The sequence below is a fragment of the Variovorax davisae genome (assembly GCF_030316845.1).
In the GTDB taxonomy this organism is placed as follows: Bacteria; Pseudomonadota; Gammaproteobacteria; order Burkholderiales; family Burkholderiaceae_C; genus Variovorax; species Variovorax davisae.
In genome coordinates, this window is sequence record NZ_JASZYS010000010.1 from 212569 (window position 1) to 231479 (window position 18911).

Here is an 18911-nt window from a genome sequence, read left to right on the forward strand (position 1 = left end):
ACCGGTCCAGCCGGCGCCCGCGGCCAGCGATGCCGCCCCCATCCATTCATCCCGGAGCGAGACACATGAACCCTGCCATCCCCCGCCCACCCGCCTCAGCGCGGCGGCTCTGCGCCCTGGCGCTGCTGCTGGCCGGCGCCACCCTGGCGCAGGCGCAGACGGCGCCCGCCGGCGAGCCCTACCCGAGCCGCACCGTGACCATCGTCGTGCCCTTCCCGGCCGGCGGCGGCACCGACCTCGGCGCCCGCCTGCTGGCCCAGAAGCTGGCGCAGAAATGGGGCCAGGGCGTGGTGGTCGACAACCGCGGCGGCGCGGCCGGCCTGGTCGGCGCCGACACGGTGGCCAAGGCCAGGCCCGACGGCTACACGCTGCTGATCGGCAATGTCGGCACCCAGTCGATCAACCCGTCGCTCTACAAGAAGATGCCCTACGACCCCGACCGCGCCTTCGCGCCGGTGTCGCTGGTGGCGGACCTGCCCTTCGTGATGATGGTCAGCCCGACGCTGCCGGCGAAGAGCGTCAAGGAGTTCGTCGCCCTGGCCAAGGCGACGCCCGACAAGCTCATGTTCGCCAGCTCGGGCAGCGGCGGCTCGCCGCACCTCACGGGCGAGATCTTCGCGGCCGCGGCCGGGGTCCGCATGACGCACGTGCCCTACAAGGGCGGCACGCCGGCCATGACCGACCTGATGGGCGGCCACGTCGACGTGCTGTTCGCCTCGATCCTCGAGTCGGCCAGCTACATCAAGGCCGGCAAGCTGCGCGGCCTGGCCGTGACCGGCAGCACCCGCTCGCCGACCTTGCCGGACTTGCCCACGCTGGCAGAGGCCGGCGTGCCCCATGCGGTCTCGGGCTCGTGGATCGGGCTGCTGGCGCCGGCCGGCACGCCGCAGGCGGTGATCGACAAGCTGGCCGCCGACGTCAAGAGCGTGCTCGCGGTCGAGGCCACCCGCCAGACCCTGGTCGAGCAGGGCGCGGTGCCGCGCGGCACCGGACCGGACGAGCTGAAGGCGTTGATCGAGGCCGACCGTGCGCGCTACGGCCGCGTGATCCGCGACAAGAACATCGGCGTCGAATGAGCATGGCCCCCACCTCCCTCCCGCGCCGCGCCGCGCTCCAGGTCCTCGGCGCCGCCGGCCTGGCGGCCGCCCTCCCCGCCGTCGCCCGCGCCCAGTCGGCCGACGCCTGGCCGAGCCGCCCGATCACCTACGTGGTGCCCTTCACGCCCGGCGGCTCGACCGACGTGATCGGCCGCCTGATCGCCCAGAAGCTCGCCGAGGCGCTGGGCCAACCGGTGGTGGTCGACAACAAGCCCGGCGCCGCCGGCGCCAGCTACGTGGCCAAGGCCAAGGCCGACGGCTACACGCTCTTCGGCGGCACCATCAGCACGCATGCGATCAACGCCAGCCTCTACAAGAACCTGCCCTACGACCCGGTGAAGGACTTCGAGCCGATCTCGCTGGTGGCCTTCCTGCCGAACGTGCTGATCGTCGATCCGAACCTGGGCGTGCGCTCGGTGGCCGAGCTGATCGCGCTGCTGAAGAAGGACCCCGCGAAGCGCAGCTTCGCCTCGTCGGGCGCCGGCACCTCGACCCACCTGGCGGGCGAGATGCTGGGCGACATGATCGGCGTCAAGCTGACCCACATCCCCTACAAGGGCACGCCGCCCGCGATGCTGGACGTGTCTTCCGGCCAGGTGACCTTCATGTTCGACCAGATCACGGCCGCCTTGCCGCTGGTGCAGGCCGGCAAGCTCAAGCTGCTGGCGGTCACCACGTCCAAACGCATGGCGCTGGCGCCCGAGCTGCCGACCATGTCGGAGGCCGGCGTGCCGGGCTTCGAGATGGCCTCCTGGCAGGCGGTGTATGCGCCGAAGAACCTGCCGCCGGCGATCTCGCAGCGGCTGGCGGCCGAGATCACGCGCATCCTCCAGCAGCCCGAGGTGCGCGACAAGCTCACGAACCAGCTCGGCATGGAGGTGGTGGCCGGTTCGCCCGCCCAGCTGGCGGCGCTGATGCAGAAGGAAATCCCGCGCTGGGGCGAGCTGGTGCGCAAGTCCGGCGCCACCGCCAACTGATCCACATCCCCGACCCGACCCGACGAAGAAGCATGACCATGACCGACACCCCCCGAACACCCCTGTCCGACGCCACCCGGGAACTGCTGCGCCACGTGAGCGTCGCCACGCTGTGCACCCAGCTGTTCAAGCGCGGCTTCCGCAATGTCTACCTGCAGGGCGTGGGCCGGCTCACCACACCCCGCGGCGGCAACCTGGTCGGCCCGGCCTTCACGATGCGCAACATCCCGGCGCGCGAAGACCTGGACCAGATCAGCGCCTTCGACGATCCGAACCATCCGCAGCGCAAGGGCATCGAGAGCGTGCCGCCCGGCCACGTGCTGGTGATCGACTGCCGCGGCGAGACCCGCGTGGCCTCGGGCGGCCAGATCCTCACCACCCGGCTCAAGGTGCGCGGCGCGGCCGGGCTGGTGTCGGACGGCCCGGTGCGCGACAGCGGGCCGATCTCGCAGATGGACTTCCCGGTGTACTGCGCCGGCGGCAGCGCGCCGCTGAACCTGATCCACCATCACGCGATCGACCTCGACGTGCCGATCGGCTGCGGCGGCGTGGCGGTCTATCCGGGCGATGTGGTGGTCGGCGACGACGAAGGCGTGGTGGTGGTGCCGCAGCACCTGGCCGAGGAGGTGGCGCGCGACGCCACCGAGCAGGAAAAGATGGAGGCCTTCATCCTGGCGCGCATCGAGGGCGGCGCGAAGCTCGCGGGCACCTACCCGCCGAACGCCGAGACGCGGGCCGCCTACGAAGCCTCGCGCCACACGAAAGGCGGCTGAGATGCAGCGCCGCCCATTCGCGCTCGCCGCGGCCGCCGCCTTCGGCTTCTGCTGCTCGCTGCCGTCGTTCGCGCAGACCTATCCGACCAAGCCGATCACTCTGGTCGTGCCGGCCTCGCCCGGCGGCGCGATCGACCTGAGCGCCCGGCTCATCGGCCAGAAGCTCACCGACGCCTGGGGCCAGTCGGTGGTGATCGACAACCGCGCCGGCGCCACCGGCATCATCGGCACCGACCTGGTGGCCAAGAGCCCGCCCGACGGCCAGATGCTGGCGCTGGTGGCGAGCAGCCACGCGATCAATCCGGGCATGGTGAAGAAGCTGCCCTTCGACACCGTCAGGAGCTTCGAGCCGGTGGTGCTGACCCACGTGGTGCCGCTGGTGCTGGTGGTGTCGCCGACCCTGCCGGTGAACTCGCTCAAGGAATTGATCGCCTACGGCAAGGCGAACCCGGGCAAGCTGAGCTTCGCCTCCAGCGGCAGCGGCGGCGCGCCGCATTTCTCGGGCGAGCTGTTCAAGAGCCTGACCGGCATCGAGATGACGCACATCCCCTACAAGGGCAGCACGCTCGCCCACCCCGACCTGATCAGCGGGCGCACCGCGCTGATGTTCGACACCGTGGCCGCGGTCAACGTGCAGGTCAAGGCCGGGCGGCTGCGGCCGCTGGCGGTGACGACGGCGCAGCGCTCGTCGATCCTGCCCGATGTGCCCACCATGAAGGAGGCCGGCCTGGCCGGCTACGAGACCAGCACCTGGGGCGGCCTGCTGGCGCCGGCCGGCACGCCCAAGGCGACGGTCGCGAAGCTCAACACCGAGGTCAACCGGATCCTCGCCCTGCCCGACGTCAGGAAGACGATGCTGGACAACGGCATCGAGCCGGGCGGCGGCACGCCGCAGCAGTTCAGCGACTTCATCGGCACCGAGATGGTCAAGTGGGCCCAGGTCGCCAAAGATGCCGGGATCCAGCCCGAATGAAAGCCAACCCACCCATGCGACACCGTGTCCTGCAGCACGGCCGGCTGCTGCCGGCCCTCGAAACCCGCCTGGCGGCGCAGTACGAACTCCATCCGCTCTGGCAGGAGGCCGACCCGCAGGCCTTCCTGGCCGCCCACGGCAGCGGCTTCACCGGGCTTGCGACCTCGGCCCGCTTCGGCGCCGACGCGGCGCTGATCGCGGCGCTGCCGGCGCTGAAGGTGATCTCCAGCTTCGGCGTCGGGCTCGACACCATCGACCTCGATGCGGCGCGGCGGCGCGGCATCGAGGTCGGCTACACGCCGGAGGTGCTCAACGACTGCGTGGCCGACACCGCCTTCGCGCTGGTGATGGACGTGGCGCGCCGCATCAGCGCCTCGGACCGCTTCGTGCGGCGCGGCGACTGGCTCAAGGGGCAGTTTCCGCTCGCCACCAAGGTCTCGGGCAAGCGGCTGGGCATCCTCGGCATGGGCCGGATCGGCCGCGTGATCGCGCGCCGCGCCGCCGGCTTCGACATGCCGGTGCGCTACCACAACCGGCGCCCGCTGGCCGACGTCGAACAGGGCTACGCCGCGAGCCTGAAGGAACTGGCCGAGTGGTCGGACTTCCTGGTGGTCGCCAGCGCCGGCGGCGCCGAGACGCGCGGCCTGGTGTCGCGCGAGATCCTGGCGGCGCTCGGGCCCGAGGGCTTCCTGGTCAACATCTCGCGCGGCAGCGTGGTCGACCAGGCCGCGCTGGTGGAGGCCCTGCAGCAGCAGCGGATCGCAGGCGCCGGCCTCGACGTGTTCGAGCACGAGCCGCAGGTGCCCGAGGCCCTGTTCGGGCTCGACAACGTGGTGCTGCTGCCGCACCTGGCGAGCAACACGCACGAGACGCGTGCCGCGATGGCGCAGCGGGTGGAGGACAACCTGGCGGCCTTCTTCGGCGGCCGGCCGCTGGTCAGCGCGGCGGCCTGAAGGGCGAACTGGGGCGCCAAAGCCCCGTTGTTCGCCCGATTCCAAAAGCGGCGCCGGACCCACAATCGGGCATGAGCATCCACAGCCTGCACTTCACGGGACCGGATCTGGGGCCCTGCGTGCTGGGCCAGCCCATGCTCGCGCATTACGGCGAGACCCACATCGGCACCCTGGATCCGGTGCCGGTGAGCCGAGGCGGCACCGAAATGCGCATCGAGCACTTCAAGCCCGCCGACACCGACGCCAGCCGGCGGCTGCACAAGGTGAAGATCGGCCGGGTCCTGCTGCCCCGGCTGGTGGCCTTCATCGCCGAGCATTTCGCGAGCATCACCCTGATCCAGATCTCGCTGGCGCGCGACATCGCGGGCTATGGCGAAGGCTTCAGGCTGGCGGCCGAACGCGCCGCGGTGCTGCAGGCCATGGGGGCCGGCCGGATCCTGATCACGCCCATGCCCGACACCCAGCGCATGGGCCATTTCGTGGTCGCCGGCGTCTGGGAATACAAGCAGGCCAACCTGGCCGCACTGGCGGCGACACTGCAGAAGGAATGGGCCGCGTTCGAAGAACGACAGGCCGCCGCCGCCCGCGGACCCGCCCGCAAGCGCCGCTGGTTCTTCGCCCGCCGGCCGCTCGGCGGCGGGGCCCGCTGGCCACGGCGCTAGGCCGCTTCGAGTTCGCGGAAGCAGGCCAGCATCGCCGCCACGCCGGGGGCGTCGACCGGCCCCTGCCGCCAATCGGGCGCCTCGTGGTCCATCTGGACGCAGAGGTCGTCCCAGGCCTGGGCGAGCGCCGCCCATTCGGTCACGCCGGGCTCGGCGATGCGCTGCGCCAGCAGCGGCAGCGCATGCCGCAGGGACGGCACCTGCTCGATCAGCAGCCGGCAGCGCCGGAACGCGCCGCCGTCGCGCGGCAGCACCGGCAACCGGTGCCGGTAGTGGCGGGGCCGCACGCCGGTCAGCAGCACGAACAGCGAGAGGCTGGCCGGCCCCTGTTCGCCGGCCGCCAGCCAGCGCAGGGATTGCGGGTCGAGCCGCAGCGCGGCGCGGCCCAGCTGGGCGCGCATCCGTTCGATGGCGGGGGGCGTTTCACGCAGGCGCAGCCGCGCCAGTGCCCCGGGGGTGCCGATGACGGCGGTGGCGTCCAGCATGCGCGCCATGCCGGCGTGCAGCAGCTCGGTGTCGTGGGCCTGCTTCATCAGGGCCAGGAACTCGGGCAGCGGCATGTGCCCATAGACCACCCGGCATCCTTCGCGCATCAGGATGCGATAACCGGGCTCGCCGGATGGGGGAAGGCTCCGAGTGTCCACCCCAAGCTATCGGCAGCAGCGCCGTGCGCGAACAGGGGGGCGGCGAAAAAAATCGCGCGGCCTGGTGCACACTGGCCGCCGGCCCCCACCAGGAACCCCGCCATGAACGCCGCCGCGACACCCCGACGCCCGCTGATCCTCCGGCACGCCGACCGGCTGGTCACCATGGACGCCGCCCGGCGCGAGATCCCCGACGGCGCGCTCGTGACCGAGGGCCCGGCGGTGGCCTGGGTCGGCGCCACGGCGGAGCTGCCAGCGGTCTACGCGGAGGCCTTGGCGCGCGGCAAGGCCGACGCGATCGACCTGCGCGGCCACGTGGCGATGCCCGGGCTGGTCAACACCCACCACCACATGTACCAGAGCCTGACGCGGGCCGTGCCCGAGGCCCAGGACGCCGAGCTGTTCGGCTGGCTCACGAACCTGTACCTGCTCTGGGCCCGGCTCACGCCCGAGATGATCCGGGTCTCGACCCGGACCGCGATGGCCGAGCTGATGCTGTCGGGCTGCACCACGTCGAGCGACCATCTCTACCTGTTTCCGAACGGCGCGCGGCTCGACGACTCGATCGAGGCCGCCGAGGCCATGGGCATGCGCTTCCATGCGGCGCGCGGCAGCATGAGCGTGGGCAAGAGCCTGGGCGGCCTGCCGCCCGACGAGGTGGTCGAGAGCGAGGACGCGATCCTGCGCGACAGCGAGCGCCTGATCGGCCGCTGGCACGATCCGTCGCGCCACGCGATGCGCCGCATCGTGCTGGCGCCCTGCTCGCCGTTCTCGGTCTCGCGCGACCTGATGCGGCTGTCGGCCGAACTGGCGCGCGAGCGCGGCGTCTCGCTGCACACCCACCTGGCCGAGAACGACAACGACATCGCCTACTCGCGCGAGAAGTTCGGCATGACGCCGGCCGAGTACGCCGAGGACCTGGGCTGGGTCGGACCCGACGTCTGGCATGCCCACTGCGTCAAGCTCGACGCGGCCGGCATCGCCCTGTTCGGCCGCACCGGCACCGGGGTCGCGCACTGCCCGTGCTCCAACATGCGGCTGGCCTCGGGCATCGCGCCGATCGGCGCCATGCGGCGCGCCGGCGTGCCGGTCGGCCTGGGGGTCGACGGCAGCGCCTCGAACGACGGCGCCCACCTGCTCGGCGAAGCGCGCCAGGCGATGCTGCTGCAGCGCGTGGGCTTCGGCCCGGCCGCGATGACCGCCCGCGAGGCGCTCGAGATCGCCACCCTGGGCGGTGCCCGCGTGCTCGGGCGCGACGACATCGGCGCGCTGGCGCCGGGCATGTCGGCCGACGTCGTGGCCTTCGACCTGCGCGGTGTCGGGCATGCGGGCGCCGGCCACGACCCGGTCGCCGCGCTGGTCTTCTGCCAGCCGGGCGCCGCCGCCCTGAGCGTGGTCGATGGGCGGGTGCGGATCCGGGACGGCCGCTTCACCGACCTCGACCTCGCGCCGCTGCTGGCGCGGCACCGCGAACTGGCCCGTACGCTGTATGAGCAGGCGCGCCACCCGCATCTGGCCTGAGCCACGGCAGCCGGCACCCGCTCACCGTTTTCCGTGATGGCGCGATCGCGGATCTCTTTGTATCTTCGAGGGTTCCGCCCGGGGGTGGAGCCAATCAACGAAGTCATCGGAATCTGGAAGAGTGAGCCATGCAGCCTGAGGTCGAGATCACGAAACGCGCGGACGGCAACTTCAAGGCGACCGTCGGGACCGGCGACGGCACCCACCACTACGCGCGCGAAGGACTGGTCTCGCTCGCCGAGTGCCTGCAGGACGCGGCCTCGGTGCTCGGCGACGAATTCAGCTACGCGACCGTCATCTACGACCGCCTGCGCATCGGCAGCTACCCGGTGGCCGTGATGGAGCACCGGGCCTTCGAACTGGCGGATGAGCTGATGGTGAAGTTGTCGAACCGGCGCGCGGAGGGCAGAGCGGCGCCGATATGATGGCCGGGTCATCTACGAACGAACCGCGAGCCCCGTCATGCTGAATTCCCTGGCGCCCTTTCTCCTGCATTGGGCCATCACGGCCCTCTCGCTCTGGGTCGCCAGCTACATCTTTCGCGGCCTCAAGTTCGAGAGCACCGGCTCGCTGGTGATCTCGGCGCTGCTGCTCGGCTTCGCCAACGCGGTGGTCAAGCCGCTGCTGATCATCCTGACCCTGCCGCTGACCTTGCTGACCTTCGGCCTGTTCCTGCTCGTGATCAACGCGCTGATGATCCTGCTGGTGTCGGCGCTGGTGCGCGGCTTCAGGGTGTCGGGCTTCTGGACCGCGCTGTTCGCGAGCATCTTCATCTCTCTGCTGAGCGTGTTCCTGGGTGCGCTGGTCGACACCAGTGGCCCGGATGCGATCCAGATGCCCAGCAGCGGCAACTGGCTCTGAACGCCGAGCGCCTCTAGCGCGCGACTTTGATCAGCATCAGGCTGGCCGTGCTGCCCTGGCCCTGGGTCAGCACGGGGTGCGCGGTGTCGGTGACGAACAGCAGCTGGCCGCCCTGCAGGATGCGGGCCGACACCGTGTAGCGCATGCGCGGGTCGATGCGGGCCGGATCGACGCCGAGCTCGAACTGGAACGGCACCTGCCGGCCGCCAGCACGGATGCGCTGCTCGGCAAGCACCACGGCGGCCACGTCCATGCGTGACACGTCGAGCAGTTGGACGACGACCTCGGCCTCGGGGTCGAGCGCGATGCGCTCGCGGTAGGCGACCGAGCCGGTCACGCGCAGGGGCACGGGCGCGCCCGGCGCTGCCGCGCAGCCCGCCAGCAGCACGGCGACGGCGCCGCCCAGGCCGAACAGGATCGAGCGTTTCTTCATGCGGCCGGATTGTGCGCCTGCGCATGGCGCGCGGCGAACGCCACGTACCAGTCGAGGCTGCCGGGGTTGGCCATCGCCTCGCGGTTCACCACCTTGTCGATCGGCTGCCCCAGCAGCAGCTTCTTGATCGGCAGCTCCTGCTTCTTGCCCGACAGCGTGCGCGGGATCTCCGCCACCTGGAAGATGTCGTCGGGCACGAAGCGCGGCGACAGCGAGCTGCGGATCGACTGCTCGAGCCGGCCGCGCAGCGCGTCGTCGAGCGCCACGCCCGGACGCAGCACCACGAACAAGGGCATGTAGCTCTCGCGGCCGAGGTATTCGAGGTCGACCACCATCGAGTCGAGCACCTCGGGCAGGGCCTCGACCGCGTTGTAGATCTCGCTGGTGCCCATGCGCAGGCCCTGGCGGTTGATGGTCGCGTCGCTGCGGCCGTAGATGATGCAGCCGCCGTCCTCGCCGATCCTGATCCAGTCGCCGTGGCGCCAGACGCCGGGGTAGGTGTCGAAGTAGCTCGACAGGTAGCGCGCATTGCCTTCGTCGCCCCAGAAGAAGAGCGGCATCGACGGGATCGGCCGGGTGCAGACCAGCTCGCCGACCTCGCCGATCACCGGTTGGCCCTGGTCGTTCCAGGCCTCGACCGCATGGCCGAGCTCGCGGCACTGCATCTGGCCCGGCACCTCGGGCAGCTCGCGGTTGCCGCCGACGAAGGCGCCGCAGAAGTCGGTGCCGCCAGAGATGTTGCACCACCACACGTTCTGCGCGCCCGCGTCGAGCACCTGCTGAGAGCCCCAGCGCTGCACTTCCTCCGGCAGCGGCGAGCCGGTGCTGCCGAGCGCGCGCACGCGCGACAGATCGCCGCAGTCCCTGGCGACCAGGCCGGCCTTCATGCAGTGGGTGAAGTAGGCCGCGCCGGCACCGAAGAAAGTGACCCGGTGCCGCGCGACGAAGCGCCACAGCACGCCCCAATCGGGCTTCTCCTTGCTGCCCGCCGGGTTGCCGTCGTAGATGCAGATGGTGGCGCCGAAGGCCAGGCCCGAGAGCTGCGAGTTCCACATCACCCAGCCGGTGGAGCTGTACCAGTGGTAGCGCTCGCCGAAGTTGTTGGCGCCATAGCTGGCGCCGACGTCGTTGTGCAGGCCACAGGCACGCATCGTGAGGAGGATGCCGCCCTGCCCGTGGACGATGGGCTTGGGCAGTCCGGTGGTGCCGCTCGAATAGACGATCCAGATCGGATGGTCGAAGGGCAGCCACTCGGGCTCGAAGGCCGCCACCTCGCCGTCGTCGCGCTCGGCGGCCTGCGTCCACTCGACATCGTGGGCCACCTCGGCGGCGGCGAACGGGGTCTTCACCAGCAGCAGCTTCTGCACGCTCGGCAGCTGGCCGCGCAGCGCCTGCAGCACCGCGCTGCGGTCGAGCGGCTTGCCGCCGTAGTGCACGCCGTCGACGGCGATCAGCAGCTTGGGCTCGATCTGGCCGAAGCGGTCGGCCACGGCCGGCGTGCCCATGTCGGGGGCGCACACGCTCCAGATCGCGCCGATGCTGGAGCAGGCCAGGAAGGCGACCATGGTCTCGGGCCGGTTGGGCATGTAGGCCGCGACCCGATCGCCGCGCCCCACGCCGAGCGAGCGGAGCGTGAGCGCCACCGAGGCGACCTGGCGGCGCAGTTCGGGCCACGACATCTCGCGCACCTCGCCGAGTTCGTTGTCGCTCACGATGGCCGGCATGCCCGCGGCATGGGCGGCGTCGGCGTGGCGCAGCACCTCGCGCGCGTAGTTGACCTGGGCACCGGGGAACCAGCGCGCGCCGGGCATGCGGGCGTCGGCCAGCACCGCCGCGTGCGGCGTCGGCGAGCGCAGCCCGGCGTAGTCCCAGATGCTCTGCCAGAAGGCATCGAGCTCGGTGACGGACCAGTGCCAGAGCGCGCCGTAGTCGTCGAAGCGAAGGCCGCGGGTCTGGTGCAGCCAGTCCTGGTACAGGCGGATCTGGGGAATGTGGGGGGCGCGCATGCACCAAGCCTAGCGCCGCGGCCGGCCGCGCTCAATCGGGGTTGACCTCAGGGTTTGTACGTGTGTTCAATTTTTTTGTACAACCGTTCAATACGACCCATGAGCACCCGCCCCCTGCCGGTCAAGCGCCGGGCGACCCGAGCCACCGCCGCCGAGGCGGCGCGGCCCGATCGCAAGCAGGCGATCCTGCTGGCGGCCGAGAAGCTGTTCGCGCGCCACGGCTACCACGTGGTGACGATCCGCCAGATCGCCGAGGAAGCCGGCGTGCCGCTGGCGCTGGTGGGCTACTACTACGGCCAGAAGCACGAGCTCTTCCACGCCATCTTCGCGCACTGGGGCCACTCGATCGAGGAACGCCTCGACGGCCTGCGCGCGGTCGACAACGACCCGGCCGACCCGCGCACCTTGCCGCGCATCATCGAGGCCTTCACCGGCCCGGTGCTGGCCCTGCGCGCCAGCGCCGAAGGCGAGTACTACGCGCTGCTGGTGGCGCGCGAGCTGTACCACGCGACCGAGGAGGCCGACCGCGTGCTGCGCGGCTACTTCGACCCCCTGGCCGAGGCCTACATCGACGCCCTGCACATCGCGCTGCCGCATGCCACGCGCGGCGAGGTCGCCTGGGGCTACCAGTTCGCGCTCGGCGCCCTCTTGCACCACCTGAGCGACAACCGCATCGAACGGCTGTCGCGCGGCGAGAACCGGCGCGGCGATCCGGCGGCGGCGCCGATGCTGGTGCGCTTCATCGTCGGCGGCCTGCGCGCCGCGCTGCCGCGGCCCCGGACCCCGAACAAGAAAACCCACCCCAGGAGACAGACATGATGAAACGACGCAAGCTGCTGTCGGCGCTCGGCGCCGCCGGCGTCGCGGCGGCGCTGCCCGCGCACGCCCAACCCGCCGGCCGGATCGTGTTCGGCTACACCGCCGTGACCGATTTCGCCTCGGTCTTCGTGGCCGCCGAGGAGGGTTACTTCAAGAAGCGCAACCTCGACGTCGAGCTCAAGTTCATCCCGCTGAACTCCACCATCCCGGCCGCGCTGCAGTCCGACTCGCTGCAGATCGGCGGGCCGACGCCGTCGGTGTTCCTGCAGGCGGTCGATGGCGGGCTCGACCTGGTGCTGGTGGCGGGCGGTGGCCTGACCTCCAAGACCATCACCGGCTTCGGCCTGGTGGCGCGCGCCGGCTCGGGCATCAAGACGGCGCAGGACTGCGTCGGCAAGAAGATCGGCGTGCCGGGACTCGGCGCCTTCCTGCACGTGACCTTCCGCGCCTACCTGAAGGACAACGGCGTCGACTACCGCAAGGTGAACTTCGTCGAGGCCGCGTTCCCGCAGCACGGCGACCTGCTGCGCGGCGGCTCGGTCGACGCGGTGGTGTCGGCGGACCCGTTCATGAGCCGCATCACCGACAGCGGCGCCGGCTACGTGGCCTCGTACTACTCGACCTTCCTGCCCGAAGGCAACCAGACCATCGTGCACGCCGCCAAGCGCGAATGGGTGCAGAAGAACGGCGCCGCGGCGCGCGGCTTCCGCGAGGCGGTGCAGGAGGGCGCGGCCTTCATGCAGCAGCCGAAGAACGACGCCCGCGTGCGCGCCAGCATCGGCAAGTACATCAAGCTGCCGCCCGAGGTGCTGGCCAAGGTGCAGATCTCGCCGCCCGGTCCGCTGGTGAGCGAGAAGCAGCTCGCCTACTGGGTCGGCCTGATGAAGGAGCAGGAGATGCTCAAGACCGCGCTCGACGTCACGCAACTGGTCGTGAAGTGAACGCCCGCGAGACCCGGGCGCCGGAGCTGCTCCGCATCGAGGGCGTCAGCATCCGCTACGACGGCCGCGAGGTGCTGTCGCCGACCTCCTTCGAGGTGGCGCGCGGCGAGTTCGTGTGCATCGTCGGGCCGAGCGGCTGCGGCAAGACCACCCTGCTGCGCGCCGCCAGCGGACTGGTCGCACCCAGCGGCGGCGCGGTGCGGCGCCACGGCCTGCCGATGACCGGGCCGTCGCGGGAGGTGGCTTTCGTGTTCCAGGACTACGGCCGCGCCCTGCTGCCCTGGCGCACGGTCGAAGGCAACGTGAGCCTGGCGCTGGAGGCCGCCGGCGTGCCCGCGGGCCTGCGCGCGCCGCGCATCGCCGAGGCGCTGGACAAGGTCGGCCTGGGCCGCCATGCGCGCAAGTTCCCGCTGCAGCTGTCGGGCGGCATGCAGCAGCGGGCGCAGATCGCGCGCTGCCTGGCCCAGAAGCCCGAGCTGATGATGATGGACGAGCCCTTCGGCGCGCTCGATGCACTCACCCGCCAGGGCCTGCAGGACGAACTGGCCCGGCTGGTGCGCGAGGACGGCCTCACGGTGCTCTTCGTCACCCACGACCTCGAGGAGGCGATCTACCTCGGCGACCGCGTGATCGCGCTGCAGGCCGACCCCGGGCCGGGGCGCCCGAGCATGGCGCGGATGATCGAGGTCGCCATCCCGCGTCCGCGCGACCAGCTGACGACCAAGGAACACCCCGAGTTCCTGCGGCTGCGGCGCGAGCTGTTCTCCTTCATCGCGCAGGGCCATGACTGAGCCACGCCGCGCAGTCTCCTTGCTGCGGCCCTGGGTGCTGCCGGCCTTGCTGCTGGGTGCCTTCGAGTGGTACGCGCGCCGCGCCGCCGCCCTCGGCAGCGATGCGCTGGCGCCGCCGAGTGCCGCGGCGCGGGCCTTCGCGGGTGCGGCCCTCGATGGCTCGCTGTGGCAGGCCACGGCGTTCACGCTCAGCACCGCGGCGCTCGGTTTGCTGCTCGGCGCCGTGCTCGGCATCGGCGGCGGCATCGTGCTCGGGCTCTCGCGCCGTGCCGCCGACCTCGGAATGCTGTCGATCGAGGTGCTGCGACCGGTGCCCTCGGTGGCACTGATCCCGCTGGCGATGCTGATGTTCGGCTTCGGCGTGCGCATGGAGCTGGCGATCGTCGCCTTCGCCACCTTCTGGCCGATGCTGATCCTGGTGCAGGCGGCGGTGCGGCAGGTCGACCCGCGCCTGCTGGAGGTCAGCCGCGTGCTGGGCCTGTCGAAGCGCGACCGGGCTTGGAAGATCGTGCTGCCGGCGATCGTGCCGCGGCTGTTCGTGGCGCTGCGCCTGGGCGTGGCGGTGGCGCTGGTGGTCGCGGTGACGGTCGAGATCGCCGCCAACCCGAACGGCATGGGCTACGCGATGATGATCGCGCAGCAGAGCTTCGACCCGGCCCTGATGCTGGCCTGGCTGGGCTGGATCGGCCTGGTCGGCTATGCGATCAACGCCGCGATGCAGTGGCTGCAGCGGCGCGTGGCGCGGCGCATGGGCGCCACGCCATGAACCGTCGCCTCGGCCCCTGGATCGGCTCGGCCGGCGTGCTTGCGGCGCTGGTCGCGCTGTGGTGGGCCGCCAGCCACGCCGGCTGGGTCAGCCGCGTGTTCCTGCCCACGCCCGAGGCCACGGCGGAGAGCCTCGCCGAGGGCCTGCGCGGCGACCTGCTCGGCTACACGCTGGCGACCGTCGGCCGCATGCTCGAAGGCTGGCTGCTGGCCTCGGTCTTCGGCGTCGTGCTCGGCGCCGCCATCGGCGTTTCGCCGTCGGTGCGCGCCTGGGTCCAGCCGACGCTCGAATTCATCCGCCCGCTGCCGGCCTCGGCGCTGCTGCCGCTGGCGATCTCGATCTTCGGACTCAACCCCGGCATGGTGCTGTTCGTGGTGGCCTTCGGTGCCATGTGGCCGGTGCTGCTGGCGACCGTGCACGGCTTCGCGGCCGTCGAGCCGCGGCTGTCCGAGGTGGCGCGCTGCCTGCAGCTGCCGCGCGCCGCCTTTGTCTGGAAGATCGGCCTGCCGAATGCGCTGCCCGACATCCTGGCCGGCATGCGGCTGTCGATGACCATTTCGCTGATCGTCGCCGTGGTCGGCGAGATGATCGCCTCGCAGAGCGGGCTGGGCCAGGCCATCCTGCTGGCGGCGCGCAGCTTTCGCGCCAGCGAGCTGTTCGCCGGCATCGCGCTGCTGGGCCTGATCGGCTTTGCCAGCAACGCGCTGCTGGCGGTCGCGGAGAAGAAATTGCTGCGCTGGCAGCACACGTGAGACCTTGCTCTGTCCCCAACTGACCCCAAAAAGGAGCCCCACCATGACCCGCAAGTTCGTCGACCTGTCCATCTTCCTCGAGAACGACGTGATGTCGGACCCGCCCGCCTTCGCGCCGAAGATCCAGTACTTCACGCACGAGCAGACCTACGAGCAGATCGAGCCCTTCTTCCCCGGCCTGAAGAAAGAGGACCTGCCCGACGGCGAAGGCTGGGCCGTGGAGCTGGTGCAGCTGTCGACCCACAATGGCACCCACCTCGACGCGCCCTACCACTTCCACTCCACCATGGACAAGGCCCTGGGCGACAAGAAGCCCGCGATCGCGATCCACGACGTGCCGCTCGAGTGGTGCTTCCAGCCCGCGGTGAAGCTGGACTTCCGCCATTTCGAGGATGGCTACGTGGTGACGGCCGACGACGTCGAGGCCGAGCTGAAGCGCATCCGCCACACGCTCAAGCCGCTGGAGATCGTGGTGGTCAATACCCGCGCCGGCTCGCGCTACGGCCACAACGACTACGTGTCGGCCGGCGCCGGCATGGGCTACGAAGCGACGATGTACCTGCTGGAGCGTGGCGTGCGCCTGACCGGCACCGACGCCTGGAGCTGGGATGCGCCCTTCGTCCACACCGCGAAGAAGTACGGCGAGACGCAGGATGCCTCGCTGATCTGGGAAGGCCACAAGGCCGGCCGCGACATCGGCTACTGCCACATCGAGAAGCTGCACAACCTCGAAGTGCTGCCGCCCGACGGCTTCTTCATCAGCTGCTTTCCGCACAAGATCCGCGGCGCCTCGGCCGGCTGGACGCGCGCGGTCGCGATCTTCGACGATGCGCTGATGGCCAGCGAGTGAATGCCGCCATGCCGCTCGACCACACGCACGACCCCGCGGCCCGCAGCTGGCTCGCCTCGGCCCAGGCCGCGCGCTGCGACTTTCCGATCCAGAACCTGCCGTTCGCGGTGTTCCGCGTGGCCGGCAGCGGCGAGGCCTTCCGTGGCGGGGTGGCGATCGGCGACCAGGTCGTCGACCTGGCGGCGCTGGCCGATCTCGGAACGCTCGATGGCCCGGCCCTGCAGGCCGCACGCGCGTGCGCGCAGCCTGTTCTCAACGACTTCTTCGCCCTCGGCCCGGCCGCCTGGCGCGCGCTGCGCCACGCGCTGTTCGCCGCGTTGGCGGCAGACGCCGCCGCGGCCACCGCCGACGCGATGCGCGCCTGCCTGCGGCCCCAGTCGGCGGCCGAATTCACCCTGCCGGCGCGCATCGGCGACTACACCGATTTCTACACCTCGATCGACCATGCGCTGAACATCGGCCGCCTGCTCAAGCCCGACGATCCGATCACGCCGAACTTCCAGTGGATCCCGATCGCCTACCACGGGCGCGTGTCGACGCTGGGCGTCAGCGGCCAGCGCTTCCACCGGCCGATGGGCCAGACGATGGCACCCGGGGCCGGCGCGCCGGTCTACGGCCCCTGCGCACGGCTCGACTACGAGCTCGAACTCGGGATCTACATCGGCCGGGGCAACGCGGCCGGCGAAGCCATCCCGCTCGACCGCGCCGAAGACCACGTCTTCGGCCTCTGCCTGCTCAACGACTGGTCGGCGCGCGACATCCAGTTCTGGGAGATGGCGCCGCTCGGGCCTTTCCTGGCGAAGAACTTCGCCACCACGGTGTCGCCGTGGATCGTCACCCTGGACGCACTGGCCCCCTACCGCAGCGCCTGGACCCGGCCGGCCGACCATCCGCAGCCGCTGGACTACCTCGAGGGCGCGGCCAACCGCGCGCAGGGTGCGATCGACATCCGGCTCGAGGTCTGGCTGGAGAGCGCGCGCGACCGCGCCGCCGGCAGCGGGCCGACGCGCCTGTCGGGGACCAGCTTCCGCCACCAGTACTGGAGCATCGCCCAGATGGTGGCGCACCACACGGTGGGCGGCTGCAGCCTGAACCCGGGCGACCTGTTCGGCAGCGGCACGATCTCCGGGCCCGGGCCGGGCGAGGCCGGCGCCATGATCGAGCTCACCCGCGGCGGGCAGGCGCCGGTGGCGCTCGCCGGCGGCGACACGCGCGCCTTCCTCCAGGACGACGACGCCGTGATGCTGCGCGGGTGGTGCGAGAAGCCGGGCGCGGCACGGATCGGCTTCGGCGAGAGCCGGGGGACGGTGCTGCCGGCCCGCGGGTCGACGCCGGCCTGACGCCGCGCCTTGTCCGGGCTGGCCGATCGTGGTGTACTTTCCGCCACCCCAGCGCAAAGGAACGACTTCGGGATGGCCTTTCCACTCGTCTGCTTCTTCATGCTTCCCGTGGCGCGCCTGCGCCGGTGCGCCTGGCTGCTGGCCTTCGCGATGAGTGCGGCGGCAGTTGCCGCAGCCGCCCAGGAAGCCCCGCCCACCGGCGCCACGCTCAAGGTCTGGAACCGCACGGTCTTCGTCTTCCGGATGCCGATGTTCGGCCTTTCGCCGCAGCAGCGCGCCGACCGGGCCGCCGAGCGCATCGGCGACCTCCCGCTGGCCAGCCTCGGTGCGCCGGTCGAGGTCGCCAACTTCAGCCACGAAGGCGTGCCCGGCTATGCGGTGATGCTGGACGGCGGCACGCTGTTCGCGGTGTTCGCCAACGACCTGGAGCCCGGCGACCCGGCGCTGGCGCAGGTGGCTGCGCAGGCGGCCTCGCGGCTGCACCAGGCGCTGCTGGCGCGCCAGGCACAGGCCAGCAAGCGCCAGTTCGCGATCGCGCTCGGCGGGGCCGCGCTCGCCACGCTGGTGCTCGCGGCGGTGGTGCTGGCGCTGCAGTTCATGGCCGGGCGCATCGAGGCGCGGATGCGGGGCCCGCGCGAGCGGGCGTCGGCACGGCCCCTGTTCGATGCCCGCCGGATCGCCGTGACCTTGCTGGGCTATGCCGTCCAGTGGCTCAAGGTCGGCCTGATCCTGATGGCGGCCTATGTCTGGCTGGCCTACGTGCTGACCCGCTTTCCCTACACCCACCCCTGGGGCGACACGCTCGACGCCTCGCTGGTCGGGGTCGCCTCCCGGGTCGCGGTCGCGGTGCTGCACGCCATGCCCGACCTGGCGATGGTGGCCGTGATCTTCTTCCTCGCGCACCTGGCGGTGCGCGGCCTGCACACGCTCTTCAACGCCGCGCATGCGAGCGGCGTGAAGGTCGCCGCGCTGCAGAGCGACACCATCGGCGCCACCCGGCGGCTGACGGTGGTGCTGGTCTGGCTGTTCGCGGCGGTGGTCGCCTACCCCTTCATCCCGGGGTCGGACTCCAACGCGTTCAAGGGGCTCAGCGTCTTCTTCGGGGTGCTGGTCACGCTCGGGTCGTCGGGCGTGGTGTCGCAGATCATGTCGGGCTTCGTGCTGATCTACTCGCGCGCGCTGCGGCCCGGCGACTACGTCCAGATCGGCGAATCCGAGGGCTACGTGGTCGAACTCGGCACCCTCTCGACCAAACTGCGCAACCGGCTCGACCAGGAAGTCACGCTGCCCAATTCGGTGGTGGTCGCCACCCGGATCCTGAATTCGAGCGACACCACCAAGGCCAGCGACGGCGGCATCGCGCTGGCGACCTCGGTCACGATCGGCTACGACAGCCCCTGGCGCCAGGTGCAGGCGATGCTGCTGATGGCCGCCGGCCGCACGCCCGACCTGCTGGCCGCGCCGGCGCCGACGGTGCGGCAGGTGCAGCTGCAGGACTTCTACATCGCCTACGAACTGAATGTCTTCATGCGCGTGGGCGCGCCCAAGTACGACGTGCTGGATGCGCTGCACGGCCACATCCAGGACGTCTTCAACGAGTACGGCGTGCAGATCATGTCGCCGCACTTCGCGCTCCAGCCGCCGGAGCCGGTGCTGGTGCCCAGGGAAGGCTGGCGGCCGGCGCCGGCGGAGTGAGGGCGGACACGGTCAGCCTGGCGCGGACTTGTCGCCGGTCCGCAAAAGGATCATCCT

The 18911-nt window shown here is 71.2% G+C and carries 20 protein-coding genes; 17 read left to right on the forward strand and 3 right to left on the reverse strand.

The features are described from left to right. Positions 1 to 65 precede the first annotated feature (65 nt). The 6 genes from QTI33_RS22920 (at position 66) to QTI33_RS22945 (ending at position 5435) form a co-directional block, all read left to right on the forward strand. Positions 66 to 1076, forward strand: a complete 1011-nt coding sequence (locus QTI33_RS22920) for a Bug family tripartite tricarboxylate transporter substrate binding protein (protein ID WP_286508640.1) — start codon at positions 66 to 68, stop codon at positions 1074 to 1076. Between the two features lie 2 nt (positions 1077 to 1078). Continuing rightward, positions 1079 to 2074 carry a Bug family tripartite tricarboxylate transporter substrate binding protein gene (locus QTI33_RS22925; protein ID WP_286508641.1) on the forward strand — a complete coding sequence of 332 codons (996 nt, stop codon included), beginning with the start codon at positions 1079 to 1081 and terminating at the stop codon, positions 2072 to 2074. A gap of 32 nt (positions 2075 to 2106) precedes the next feature. Further along, on the forward strand, positions 2107 to 2847 hold the full coding sequence (locus tag QTI33_RS22930; RefSeq protein WP_286508642.1) for a ribonuclease activity regulator RraA: 741 nt from the start codon (positions 2107 to 2109) through the stop codon (positions 2845 to 2847). Between the two features lies 1 nt (position 2848). Beyond that, the gene (locus QTI33_RS22935) at positions 2849 to 3820 is read left to right on the forward strand and encodes a tripartite tricarboxylate transporter substrate binding protein (RefSeq protein ID WP_286508643.1); all 972 of its coding nucleotides are present in this window, start codon (positions 2849 to 2851) and stop codon (positions 3818 to 3820) included. Positions 3821 to 3834: 14 nt separating this feature from the next. Beyond that, on the forward strand, positions 3835 to 4773 hold the full coding sequence (locus QTI33_RS22940) for a 2-hydroxyacid dehydrogenase (RefSeq protein ID WP_286508644.1): 939 nt from the start codon (positions 3835 to 3837) through the stop codon (positions 4771 to 4773). A 71-nt stretch (positions 4774 to 4844) separates the two neighbouring features. Then, positions 4845 to 5435 carry a hypothetical protein gene (locus tag QTI33_RS22945; protein ID WP_286508645.1) on the forward strand — a complete coding sequence of 197 codons (591 nt, stop codon included), beginning with the start codon at positions 4845 to 4847 and terminating at the stop codon, positions 5433 to 5435. On the opposite strand, the gene QTI33_RS22950 is transcribed toward QTI33_RS22945, so the two are convergent. Further along, positions 5432 to 6028, reverse strand: coding sequence for a hypothetical protein (locus QTI33_RS22950; protein ID WP_286508646.1), 597 nt, complete (start codon positions 6026 to 6028; stop codon positions 5432 to 5434). The genes QTI33_RS22945 and QTI33_RS22950 overlap by 4 nt on opposite strands. 153 nt (positions 6029 to 6181) lie before the next feature. Here QTI33_RS22950 and QTI33_RS22955 point away from each other — a divergent pair, with 153 nt between their 5' ends. The 3 genes from QTI33_RS22955 (at position 6182) to QTI33_RS22965 (ending at position 8461) form a co-directional block, all read left to right on the forward strand. After that, positions 6182 to 7600: an 8-oxoguanine deaminase gene (locus QTI33_RS22955; protein ID WP_286508647.1), complete on the forward strand. Its 1419-nt coding sequence runs from the start codon at positions 6182 to 6184 to the stop codon at positions 7598 to 7600. 128 nt (positions 7601 to 7728) lie between these two features. Next, positions 7729 to 8025 carry a hypothetical protein gene (locus QTI33_RS22960; protein ID WP_286508648.1) on the forward strand — a complete coding sequence of 99 codons (297 nt, stop codon included), beginning with the start codon at positions 7729 to 7731 and terminating at the stop codon, positions 8023 to 8025. 37 nt (positions 8026 to 8062) lie between these two features. Then, complete coding sequence (locus tag QTI33_RS22965; RefSeq protein WP_286508649.1) at positions 8063 to 8461, forward strand: phage holin family protein; 399 nt, start codon at positions 8063 to 8065, stop codon at positions 8459 to 8461. A gap of 13 nt (positions 8462 to 8474) precedes the next feature. Here QTI33_RS22965 and QTI33_RS22970 read toward each other — a convergent pair whose 3' ends face one another. Together QTI33_RS22970 and QTI33_RS22975 are read right to left on the reverse strand one after the other, a co-directional pair. Further along, positions 8475 to 8894 (reverse strand): YbaY family lipoprotein, encoded by a 420-nt coding sequence (locus tag QTI33_RS22970; RefSeq protein WP_286508650.1) that lies wholly within the window; start codon positions 8892 to 8894, stop codon positions 8475 to 8477. Next, positions 8891 to 10900 carry an acetoacetate--CoA ligase gene (locus QTI33_RS22975; protein ID WP_286508651.1) on the reverse strand — a complete coding sequence of 670 codons (2010 nt, stop codon included), beginning with the start codon at positions 10898 to 10900 and terminating at the stop codon, positions 8891 to 8893. Before QTI33_RS22975 ends, QTI33_RS22970 begins: the two co-directional genes overlap by 4 nt. A gap of 99 nt (positions 10901 to 10999) precedes the next feature. Here QTI33_RS22975 and QTI33_RS22980 point away from each other — a divergent pair, with 99 nt between their 5' ends. The 8 genes from QTI33_RS22980 (at position 11000) to QTI33_RS23015 (ending at position 18854) form a co-directional block, all read left to right on the forward strand. Further along, complete coding sequence (locus QTI33_RS22980) at positions 11000 to 11719, forward strand: TetR/AcrR family transcriptional regulator (RefSeq protein ID WP_286508652.1); 720 nt, start codon at positions 11000 to 11002, stop codon at positions 11717 to 11719. Further along, positions 11716 to 12660 carry an ABC transporter substrate-binding protein gene (locus QTI33_RS22985; RefSeq protein WP_286508654.1) on the forward strand — a complete coding sequence of 315 codons (945 nt, stop codon included), beginning with the start codon at positions 11716 to 11718 and terminating at the stop codon, positions 12658 to 12660. The genes QTI33_RS22980 and QTI33_RS22985 overlap by 4 nt, the downstream gene beginning before the upstream one ends. Continuing rightward, entirely contained in the window at positions 12657 to 13451 is a 795-nt protein-coding gene (locus tag QTI33_RS22990) for an ABC transporter ATP-binding protein (protein ID WP_286508657.1), read from the forward strand. The genes QTI33_RS22985 and QTI33_RS22990 overlap by 4 nt, the downstream gene beginning before the upstream one ends. After that, a complete protein-coding gene (locus tag QTI33_RS22995) occupies positions 13444 to 14217 on the forward strand; it encodes an ABC transporter permease (RefSeq protein WP_286508658.1) in 774 nt (257 codons plus the stop codon). Before QTI33_RS22990 ends, QTI33_RS22995 begins: the two co-directional genes overlap by 8 nt. Then, positions 14214 to 14969, forward strand: a complete 756-nt coding sequence (locus QTI33_RS23000; RefSeq protein ID WP_286508659.1) for an ABC transporter permease — start codon at positions 14214 to 14216, stop codon at positions 14967 to 14969. The genes QTI33_RS22995 and QTI33_RS23000 overlap by 4 nt, the downstream gene beginning before the upstream one ends. A gap of 43 nt (positions 14970 to 15012) precedes the next feature. Beyond that, a complete protein-coding gene (locus tag QTI33_RS23005) occupies positions 15013 to 15819 on the forward strand; it encodes a cyclase family protein (protein WP_286508660.1) in 807 nt (268 codons plus the stop codon). Positions 15820 to 15827: 8 nt separating this feature from the next. Next, positions 15828 to 17159 (forward strand): fumarylacetoacetase, encoded by a 1332-nt coding sequence (fahA, locus tag QTI33_RS23010; RefSeq protein ID WP_286508661.1) that lies wholly within the window; start codon positions 15828 to 15830, stop codon positions 17157 to 17159. A 72-nt stretch (positions 17160 to 17231) separates the two neighbouring features. Then, positions 17232 to 18854 (forward strand): mechanosensitive ion channel family protein, encoded by a 1623-nt coding sequence (locus QTI33_RS23015; protein ID WP_286508662.1) that lies wholly within the window; start codon positions 17232 to 17234, stop codon positions 18852 to 18854. The last annotated feature ends 57 nt before the right edge of the window (positions 18855 to 18911 follow it).

Coding starts and splice junctions, on each gene's coding strand:
- QTI33_RS22995 (WP_286508658.1), top strand. CDS start 13,444: ATGACTGAGCCACGCCGCGCAGTCTCCTTGCTGCGGCCCTGGGTGCTG.
- fahA (WP_286508661.1), top strand. CDS start 15,828: ATGCCGCTCGACCACACGCACGACCCCGCGGCCCGCAGCTGGCTCGCC.
- QTI33_RS23015 (WP_286508662.1), top strand. CDS start 17,232: ATGGCCTTTCCACTCGTCTGCTTCTTCATGCTTCCCGTGGCGCGCCTG.
- QTI33_RS22965 (WP_286508649.1), top strand. CDS start 8,063: ATGCTGAATTCCCTGGCGCCCTTTCTCCTGCATTGGGCCATCACGGCC.
- QTI33_RS23000 (WP_286508659.1), top strand. CDS start 14,214: ATGAACCGTCGCCTCGGCCCCTGGATCGGCTCGGCCGGCGTGCTTGCG.
- QTI33_RS22935 (WP_286508643.1), top strand. CDS start 2,849: ATGCAGCGCCGCCCATTCGCGCTCGCCGCGGCCGCCGCCTTCGGCTTC.
- QTI33_RS22940 (WP_286508644.1), top strand. CDS start 3,835: ATGCGACACCGTGTCCTGCAGCACGGCCGGCTGCTGCCGGCCCTCGAA.
- QTI33_RS22975 (WP_286508651.1), bottom strand. CDS start 10,900: ATGCGCGCCCCCCACATTCCCCAGATCCGCCTGTACCAGGACTGGCTG.
- QTI33_RS22925 (WP_286508641.1), top strand. CDS start 1,079: ATGGCCCCCACCTCCCTCCCGCGCCGCGCCGCGCTCCAGGTCCTCGGC.
- QTI33_RS22985 (WP_286508654.1), top strand. CDS start 11,716: ATGATGAAACGACGCAAGCTGCTGTCGGCGCTCGGCGCCGCCGGCGTC.
- QTI33_RS22930 (WP_286508642.1), top strand. CDS start 2,107: ATGACCATGACCGACACCCCCCGAACACCCCTGTCCGACGCCACCCGG.
- QTI33_RS22955 (WP_286508647.1), top strand. CDS start 6,182: ATGAACGCCGCCGCGACACCCCGACGCCCGCTGATCCTCCGGCACGCC.
- QTI33_RS22980 (WP_286508652.1), top strand. CDS start 11,000: ATGAGCACCCGCCCCCTGCCGGTCAAGCGCCGGGCGACCCGAGCCACC.
- QTI33_RS22920 (WP_286508640.1), top strand. CDS start 66: ATGAACCCTGCCATCCCCCGCCCACCCGCCTCAGCGCGGCGGCTCTGC.
- QTI33_RS22950 (WP_286508646.1), bottom strand. CDS start 6,028: ATGCGCGAAGGATGCCGGGTGGTCTATGGGCACATGCCGCTGCCCGAG.
- QTI33_RS23005 (WP_286508660.1), top strand. CDS start 15,013: ATGACCCGCAAGTTCGTCGACCTGTCCATCTTCCTCGAGAACGACGTG.
- QTI33_RS22945 (WP_286508645.1), top strand. CDS start 4,845: ATGAGCATCCACAGCCTGCACTTCACGGGACCGGATCTGGGGCCCTGC.
- QTI33_RS22960 (WP_286508648.1), top strand. CDS start 7,729: ATGCAGCCTGAGGTCGAGATCACGAAACGCGCGGACGGCAACTTCAAG.
- QTI33_RS22970 (WP_286508650.1), bottom strand. CDS start 8,894: ATGAAGAAACGCTCGATCCTGTTCGGCCTGGGCGGCGCCGTCGCCGTG.